This is a genomic window from Pseudomonas sp. NPDC088444 (genome assembly GCF_044900175.1).
Taxonomy (GTDB): domain Bacteria; phylum Pseudomonadota; class Gammaproteobacteria; order Pseudomonadales; family Pseudomonadaceae; genus Aquipseudomonas.
The window spans coordinates 129,186-137,132 of sequence record NZ_JBJDNK010000014.1 but is presented as its reverse complement, the minus strand read 5'-3'; the positions used below and the strand labels follow the sequence as shown (position 1 = coordinate 137,132).

Here is a 7,947-nt window from a genome sequence, read left to right as displayed (position 1 = left end):
CGCTGCCGGTGGGACCGGTCACCAGCACCATGCCATACGGCTCGGCCGCCAGGCGCCGCAGGCTGAGCAAGGTGGCGTCTTCAAAGCCCAGCGCTTCCAGACGCACGCCGCTGACCCGGTCGGCCAGGTCCTGTTTGTCCAGCACCCGCAGCACGGCGTCTTCGCCAAAAATGCTGGGCATGATGGAAATCCGGAAGTCGATCTGCCGCCCGTTGATGCCAATCTTGAAGCGGCCATCCTGCGGCACGCGCTTCTCGCCGATGTCCAGTTCGGCCATGACCTTGATCCGCGAAATCACCTGATCGGCGAACTCGGCGCCCTGGACCTTGCTGATGTTGTTAAGCACGCCGTCGATGCGGTACTTGATCACCATCCCGCTGCCGGTCACCCCCAGATGAATGTCACTGGCGTGCATTTTCAGGGCGTCGTACAGCGTGGAGTTGACCAGCTTGACCACTGCGCTGGCGTCTTCGCTGATGCTGGTCAGCGACAGGGTCTCAAGGGTGTCGTATTCGTGGGCTTCGTCACCCTGGGTGTCGAGGGCGGCAACAGCGTGAAAGCCCTCCTCCTGCCGCGCCAGGTACGCCGCCAGATCGGCGGCGTGGCACAGGTAGAGCCCGGCGCCTTGCAGGCATTCATCGATCCATGCCAGACGGGCATCATCGAAAGGGTCGGCGAACACCCCGATCAGGGCGTCTTCAAGGCGCAACATCACGAATTCGCGCTTCAAGGCCTGGGCCAGGCTGACCTGATCGAACTCGGGGGTGCATTTGAACAGCGTCGCGGCGTCCAGCACCGGGTAGTGCAGGGTCACGCCGAGGGCGCGAACGAAGGCAAGGGGTTCAAGGGTTGAAAGGGCTTCGAGCGCCTCGACGGGGCGCTCGCCCTGCTCGTTGGCCCGATCTCTGGCGGCGGCCAGCAGGCTGCCGGGAAAACGTATTGGCAGCTCGACTGGCTGCGCCAGGGGCGGTCTTTCGACTGCGAGCGTAAGACTTTCCATCGAATGCACTCCCGGACCCCAAAAAAGGAACCACACATTCGACGCGCCTGACCGTCCATGGCCGGTGTGCCGTTTCCAGCGTGATCAACACAGCCGTGGCGTGCTGATCCAGTCTGGTCCCGGCTAGAGTTTGCCCTCCCCATCCACAGTCACCGCATCGCTTTGGAGCGAGGGAGACTGTTTGTTGCCCCGACGGTCGGAGTGAACCCAGGTACCGTCGTACAACTGCAACGGGAACTTCTCAGCCGGGCTGTGTCGCCGCTCGATGAACCCGGTCGCCTGTGGCGCCGAACCCGTCGACCGTCGCTCAGTACCCAACAAGTCACAGACAGCTCGGGCCAGTTCGGCCAGCGGAAACGGTTTGAACAGAATGTGGCTGACACCCAGATCGGTGGCCCGACCGCAGACTTCGCTGGTCGGATGGCCGGTCATCAGGATGAAGAAACAGTCCTTCTGTTTCCGTACCGCATCGAGTACCTGAAACCCTTCCATATCGGGTAAGCGAAAATCGAGGACCACCACGTCCGGCCCGAATCCTTCTGCGAGGTCGATGGCGCCAGCGCCATCGTTCGCGACCCGGACATCCAGACGCTTGGCCTCCAGATACGACTGAAGGTTCTGCGCCAGGATTTGCTCGTCCTCGACCACCAATACTTTGTTTAACAAGGGGGACTCCTGAAATCGGGACAGGTCCTGTGGCCCGGTCTGGGGATTATCGCCTTGCACAGGTACAAGAGCACTGTTCATGCCAGACCCTCCACGTCGAAAAACTCACGCCCATCCCACTGATTTTCTTCGACAAAACAGAAAATCCATGGACTGAACCTCAACCCCACTGCTGGGGGCAGTTGCCATCGCTCACCGGTTTTGTCCCCACATTCGGGGAAAACCCGGGTCATCGCTCTGCCGCCCGTTCGATCAGGCTTGCCGCACGCAATCGCTGCAGAGCCGCTGCGGTCGCCTGCGCCTGGCGTTGCTGATCCAGCGCCCGACGCGCCATGGCCAACCCTTGGGCGTCGTCGATGACGCGGTCGGCCGCACCGTTGTCCACCTTGATCAGGTGCCATCCGTAGACGGTGCGGACCGGATCGCTGACTGCACCGGGTGCGAGGCTGAACGCGGCGTCGGCAAACTCGGACACCATGCTTTCACGAGAAAAATAGCCCAGATCGCCGCCTTCGGCTGACCGGCTGTCCTGAGAGTATTGCTGCGCAAGCCGCGAGAAGTCTTCCCCGGAGACGATCCGGGCGCGAAGTTGCAGGAGTTGCTGACGCACCGCTTCCACCACCGCCGGGTCTGCATAGGGGTCGACGGGCAGCAAAATGTGCCGCGCGTGGATGCGGGGGGACAGTTGCCGATAGAACGCCTCGACGTCCTTCTGCGTGGGGGGCTGCACCTGGCTCAGCTCAGCCAGCATGCGCTGACTGGTCAGCTCGCGGCGCAGGTAGTCGATGAAGGTGACGCTATTGAAACCCGCCTCCTCCAGACGACGATTGAAGACTTCATCCGAGGTGAACTCGGTGCGCAGGGCCGAATAATTGTCTTGAACGCTCTGTTCATCGACACGGATGCCGCGCTTGCCCGCCTCCTGCCACAGCAACTCCTTGTCGATCAGGTCATCCAGCGCGGCACGCCGCAGCCGGTCATAGGCCACCGGGTTGCGAATGGAACCCACCATCCGCCCCTGAGCCTGTAAATAATCGACGAAATAGTGCTCCAGTTGGAGTTGGCCGATCTCGACCCCATTGACCCGTGCCACGGCCATTTGCCCAAAGGTAGGCTCGGCCACGGCTTCGGTGCGGCCCACCGTCAGCAGCACGCCGGGTAACACGAACGCCAACATCATTAACATCAGCTTGAGCTTCATGGCGAATACTCACTTCAGTTAGCAGCACTGACCCGATTGACCTCGTTGTCAGTCCCAACCCGTTCGAAACGTTGTCGCTGCGCATCCACGGTCACCACTTGGGCGTCCGTCATCCCCACCCGTCGCCCGGGTCCGAACCCCAACATCGGGGTCAAGCCGGTCTGCACGTCATGCAATCCTTCCAGCGCCTGGATCAACGGCCCACGCGCCGGACTCCGACCGATCTGTCGCAACCCTTGTGCCAGTAGCAGCACCGAGCAATACGCATCGACCTGCAACACTGGGTATTGCCCCTTCAGCCCGGTTCTGTCGCGGATCCGGGCCAGAACGCTTCTTCCCTGAGGCGTCCAGTCATCCGGCGTGAACGGGTACGCCAGAAACACCCGTCTGGAAAACGTGCCGGGGATGGACCATACATCCGCAGGCACGTGGGCCGAGGCGGCAAATACGTAGGGTGCATACGCAGCACCTTGCAATTGCAGTGCCCGAACCATGGCCCCAAAATCGGTGGGGCGACCCAGGAAAAACAGGGCTTTTGCCCCAATCATGGCGGTGTTGCCAGCCAGAGGGCGATCGGCCGGATAGCCGAGCAGCGAGACGTCCCGCCAGCCTTGAGCGTTGAGGTCCTGTTTGAGTGTGTCGGCCTGATGCCGGTCGAGCGGGTTGTCCTGATAGACGATCAGCGTGCGTTGCCCTGACAGGTTCAGGCTGTTTGCAGCATAGCGACCCAACGTGCGCAATTGCTCGGCGGTGCCCGGCAACGGCTCGAACATCATCGGGCTGTCGGTGTCGCCGCCCAATAGCGAAACCGACCCCACCAGCGGCACCTGAGCCTGTTCCAGCAACTCGCCCAGTTGCCCGTCCAGCGCGGGCACCAGTGGCGAAACCAGCGCAAACACCCCCTGCTCGCCGGTCAGCACTTGCAAGGCGGCCTTGGCGCTCTGGGCATCGGGACCGGGGTCGAGAATCTGCAGCTCCAGTTGGCGGCCATGAATGCCACCGTCTTCATTGATCCGGGCCAGTGAGCCTTTGAGGATGGCGGCGAGGGTATCGCCCAGTGCGGCCATCGGCCCCTGCGTGGGCAGCAGCGTGCCCAGACGCAGGGTCAAGGCGTGTACGCCGGGGTCGCGGTCGTCTTCCAGGCGTTTGAGGTAAGCGAGCAGATTGAGCTGGTCCTGCGCCGACATCACAAAACGCGGCATCGCACTGTCGAGCCGGTTGCCGCCCGGATCGATGCCTTCGATGACCGCGTGAGACAGCGCGCTGTCGCTGTAAGGGGGATGGTTGCGCCCCCTGCTGAGTTGCTGACCGTAGGGCGTGCTGAGACGCCGCCAGGTAATGTCCGGCGGTCGCACGCCGCCTTCCGGTCGCCCACGGCCATCGGCGCCGTGGCAACCGGCACAAGGCACGGTTGCGGCAGGCACGATCGCGCCGGACACCCCGATGCGCGCCGACACGTCCGCGCCACTGGCCGACAGGCCTTCGCGGTACAAACGTTTGCCTGCGGTTTCTGCCGGGGTCAGCTCGATGCCCTGAGCGATCCCGCTCAGGCAACACAACAGGCAAAACAGCGCCAGCGGCTTCATGGATGGCCCCCTCAACGTCCGGCAACCGGCAGTGTCAGAAATTGCAGGCGCTGAGCGATGGCGTCCACCGGTGCGTCCGGACGAATCTTCGCCCAGCGTTTGGTCGCTACATCGCCCACAATCAACTGCGTGGAGTGTTGTTCGGGGCTCGGGATCAGATGCCCCAGGCGCCCCAACACCAAGTCCATTTGCGCCTGGGTGCCGGTGAGAAAGCGCCAGTTCGGGCCATCGACGCCATGCTTGGCGGCGAAGGTTTTGAGCACCTCCGGGGTGTCGTTTTTCGGATCGCTGGTCAGGGTGATGAACACCACCTGTTTCGCAACCCCCTCGCCCATGGCGTCACGCACCTCCTTGAGTTTGCGGGTGATCAGCGGGCAGGCGTCTTTGCAATGGGTGAAGACCACGTTGAGCAGCACCAGCCGATCCTTCAATACATCGCTGTAAAAGCGCACCTCGTTGCCATCCTGGTCTTTGAGCAGGGTGTCGGTGAAATATTGTTGGGCGTCGTGAGTGCCCGTGGTGGGCGGCGCCACTTGCACGGAGGCGGCTGTGGCCAGGGTTGAGGATTCGTGGGCCTGGGCGGCCGTCATGAATAACGCCAACCCTGCAAACACTCCGCCCCACCTACGCCACATCCCCTGTAGGAGCGAGCTTGCTCGCGATGAGGCCGGTACAGCCGACACATCTGCGCCTGCCGAAAAAACCTTCGTGAGCAAGCTCACTCCCACAGGACGCTTAACTGCCACAGCATCGGCTTTCATGGCTGCACCTCCCCCATCACATACACCCCATGACGCCCGCTTTTGGAGGCGCGGTCGCCACGCAATTGCTCCACCCGCTCCACCAGCAGCGCGGGGTCGGTGAAGCCGTTGAAGCGGGTCCAGTGGCTGCTGCGGCCATCGCCCACCAGAATCAATGGCGCATGGTTCTGCGGGTCGGCGCTCCAGGCGCCCAGCCCCTTGAGCGTGGCATCGATGGCCTGTGGCGTGCCGGTCAGCCAGGCCCAGCCGGGACCGTGCTGAAACGTGCGCGAATAGCTCAACAACCGAGGCGCGGTATCACGCAGCGGGTCGACCGAAATCGAGACGATCTGCACCTCGGTCCCGACCTTCGCCCCTAGTTGCGCCTGCACCCTGGCCATGATCGACGAAATCACCGGGCACACCGTGGTGCAGGTGGTGTAGATGAAGCCCATGACCACAATGCGGTCGCCCACCAGGTCCCGCTTGAGGTTGACCGGATCGCCATGCTGGTTGGTCAGCGACACGTCAGCAAAATGCACCACGGTATTTTCCTGGGTCACCGCTGTTTTAGGCTGCCCATGGTCGGCCCCGCCATGGGCATGCGCGGCGTTCGACACACTCAACCCCACCAACGATGCCAACAGCGAGACTGCAAGGGCGTATTTCATGGCGTTGTCCTGTCGGAAACAGCGGGACTCTGGTTACTCAGGTGCACCGGGGAATTGTCCACCGGCATCACCCGCAGACTGGCGTAAGACTGTTCATTGGCACGAATGCCCAAGGATTCAGAGCGCGCATGCAGGTAATACGCACCGGTTTCGCTGAGGTCGGCCTGGGCCTCATAGATACCCTCGCCCACTTCCACCGCCAGCACTTCCTTGGGCCGTGAACTGGGGGCCAGGAAGTAGCGCAGGTAAACATCCCTGGCGCCGGTCATGGGGGTGTTGTTGCGCCCCTGAACCAGACGAATGCGGATCGGCACCAGCTTGCCGACCGGCTCGAAACGCCGCTCCAGCAGGAAGGTTACCCGAGGAATGGCCAAGCGTTTTTCCAGCGCAGGATTGACCTCGATCTGCGCGGTGAAACAGTGAATGACCTGAGGCTGGTTGAGCATGAACGCCACATCGAAGTTGCCCGCGCTGGGCAGGCGCACCCGTGAGCTGTACACACCGGGTTCGACTTCTCGCAAGCTGCGGTCGATCACCCGCACCGCCCTCGCCGCATTGCCGCGGTTGGGGTAACCGGACATCGGCGCGTTCATGCCTTCGGCGTAGAAATACGTGGTGTTGTCCACCGGGTTGACCACGAACACCGCGTCGTTGTCCCGCGCCGGACTCAAACCCGCCGCCAGCGGCAAATCCCCCGCCAGGCGCGGCGCGGCAGGCCCGGCTTCGAAGGATTGCAGGATCGGCTTGCGGTCCCGGCCCAGGCTTGACAGGTTGACCATGGTCACCCGCGACGAGGCCAGGCCGCGAATGTAGGCGTAGTTCTGGGTGACGGTGACCTGAAACGGCTCGGGCGACACCTCCAGATCGTGCAGCACGCTGTCGCTGGCACTGTCGATCACCAGCGCGTGGCTGTTCAGGGTGTTGAGTACAAAACCGTAACGCCCGTCCTCGGTGAAACTCATCGGACCCAGTCCTTGCTGCGCCGCGATGACCTTGCGCACGTCCAGCGAATGCGCGTCGATCACGGTGATGGTGCCATCCCGACCATCCGCCACGTACACCGCGTCCGACAATGGCGAATAGGCCAACGACAGCGGATGACTGCCGGTCTTCAAGGTTCTGGCAGAGGCCAGGGTCGCCACATCGAACACCTCGACGGTCCCTGCATCGCGGCTGCTGACGAAGGCGAAACGCGAATTCTTGCTGAAGGCAATTTCATGGTGGCCAGGGCCGGTGGGCAGGAATTTCAGGCGTTTGAGCGATTGTGCGTCGATCACCGTGACGCCGCTTTCGCCTTCGTTCGGCGCGTTATTGCCGACCCACAGATAGCGTTCGTCCGGCTGCAACGCGACACGCAGCGGCTGGCTGCCCGCCGGAATATTGTCCAGTACCTGGAATTTCTCGCCGTCGATCACCGCCACCTCACCCGCCGACGGCATCGAGACAAATACCCGTTTGTCGTCGTTGGTGCTGGTCCAGTCCATGCCCGGCTGCCTGAGCGCGATGCGGGTCAGGGTGCTGGTGATGCCGCCCACCGACACCGTCGGATCAATCACCGTGGCGCTGGCGTCCTTGTTCAGCACCATCAGGAAATAGCTGTTCAGGTCCAGCAACGGCCGGGCGCCAATGGTGCTTTTCAGGTACAGTCCGACCCGCGACTTGCACTGGGCATCGCGGGAAGTGCCCTTGTCATCGGCCACCATCGGATCGAGCCAGGCACCGGGTGCAACCCCCGCCAACGGCTGACCGGTGGCGCTGTCGGTGACGCTGAAGCGCACGTCGGCGAACATCCCTTCCATCAACGGGCCGCTGTTGAGTGGGCGAGCTTCGAACTTCACGATCACGCCATTTCTGACCCATTGCTGCCGGTCACTGGCAAGCCCTGGAAACGTCTGCGGCCCTTCGGTATCGCCCAACGCCAGATTGGCGTTCTTCACCGGCTCACCGGAATGCCCCATGACCACCAGCGCCGCCGCCAGCGCACCTCCCGCGAACACGCCTCTGATCCATCCACTCACGCTGCACCCCCTGTGGACCCGATGCGAGCATCAGGCCCGATGAGTTGTGTCAGGTCCGCCCGCCT

Annotated in this window: 7 protein-coding genes; all 7 read right to left on the bottom strand. The window is 62.9% G+C overall.

All coding sequences use genetic code 11. The features are described from left to right. A partial coding sequence (locus ACI2KB_RS24635; RefSeq protein ID WP_404638904.1) for a GspE/PulE family protein occupies positions 1–1,000 on the bottom strand: 1,000 nt, incomplete at its 3' end. Positions 1,001–1,123: 123 nt separating this feature from the next. After that, a complete protein-coding gene (locus ACI2KB_RS24630) occupies positions 1,124–1,666 on the bottom strand; it encodes a response regulator (RefSeq protein WP_404638902.1) in 543 nt (180 codons plus the stop codon). A gap of 229 nt (positions 1,667–1,895) precedes the next feature. Continuing rightward, the gene (locus ACI2KB_RS24625; protein WP_404638900.1) at positions 1,896–2,867 is read right to left on the bottom strand and encodes a peptidylprolyl isomerase; all 972 of its coding nucleotides are present in this window, start codon (positions 2,865–2,867) and stop codon (positions 1,896–1,898) included. A gap of 14 nt (positions 2,868–2,881) precedes the next feature. Continuing rightward, a complete protein-coding gene (locus tag ACI2KB_RS24620; protein ID WP_404638898.1) occupies positions 2,882–4,453 on the bottom strand; it encodes an ABC transporter substrate-binding protein in 1,572 nt (523 codons plus the stop codon). An 11-nt stretch (positions 4,454–4,464) separates the two neighbouring features. After that, positions 4,465–5,088 carry an SCO family protein gene (locus tag ACI2KB_RS24615; RefSeq protein WP_404638896.1) on the bottom strand — a complete coding sequence of 208 codons (624 nt, stop codon included), beginning with the start codon at positions 5,086–5,088 and terminating at the stop codon, positions 4,465–4,467. 122 nt (positions 5,089–5,210) lie between these two features. Then, positions 5,211–5,864 (bottom strand): SCO family protein, encoded by a 654-nt coding sequence (locus ACI2KB_RS24610; protein ID WP_404638894.1) that lies wholly within the window; start codon positions 5,862–5,864, stop codon positions 5,211–5,213. Then, positions 5,861–7,822: a cytochrome D1 domain-containing protein gene (locus ACI2KB_RS24605; protein WP_404638918.1), complete on the bottom strand. Its 1,962-nt coding sequence runs from the start codon at positions 7,820–7,822 to the stop codon at positions 5,861–5,863. Before ACI2KB_RS24605 ends, ACI2KB_RS24610 begins: the two co-directional genes overlap by 4 nt. Between the last annotated feature and the right edge of the window lie 125 nt (positions 7,823–7,947).

Excerpts from the sequence above, each read along its gene's own strand:
- ACI2KB_RS24625 (WP_404638900.1), bottom strand. The coding sequence starts at position 2,867 with ATGAAGCTCAAGCTGATGTTAATGATGTTGGCGTTCGTGTTACCCGGC.
- ACI2KB_RS24620 (WP_404638898.1), bottom strand. The coding sequence starts at position 4,453 with ATGAAGCCGCTGGCGCTGTTTTGCCTGTTGTGTTGCCTGAGCGGGATC.
- ACI2KB_RS24615 (WP_404638896.1), bottom strand. The coding sequence starts at position 5,088 with ATGTGGCGTAGGTGGGGCGGAGTGTTTGCAGGGTTGGCGTTATTCATG.
- ACI2KB_RS24610 (WP_404638894.1), bottom strand. The coding sequence starts at position 5,864 with ATGAAATACGCCCTTGCAGTCTCGCTGTTGGCATCGTTGGTGGGGTTG.
- ACI2KB_RS24605 (WP_404638918.1), bottom strand. The coding sequence starts at position 7,822 with ATGGGGCATTCCGGTGAGCCGGTGAAGAACGCCAATCTGGCGTTGGGC.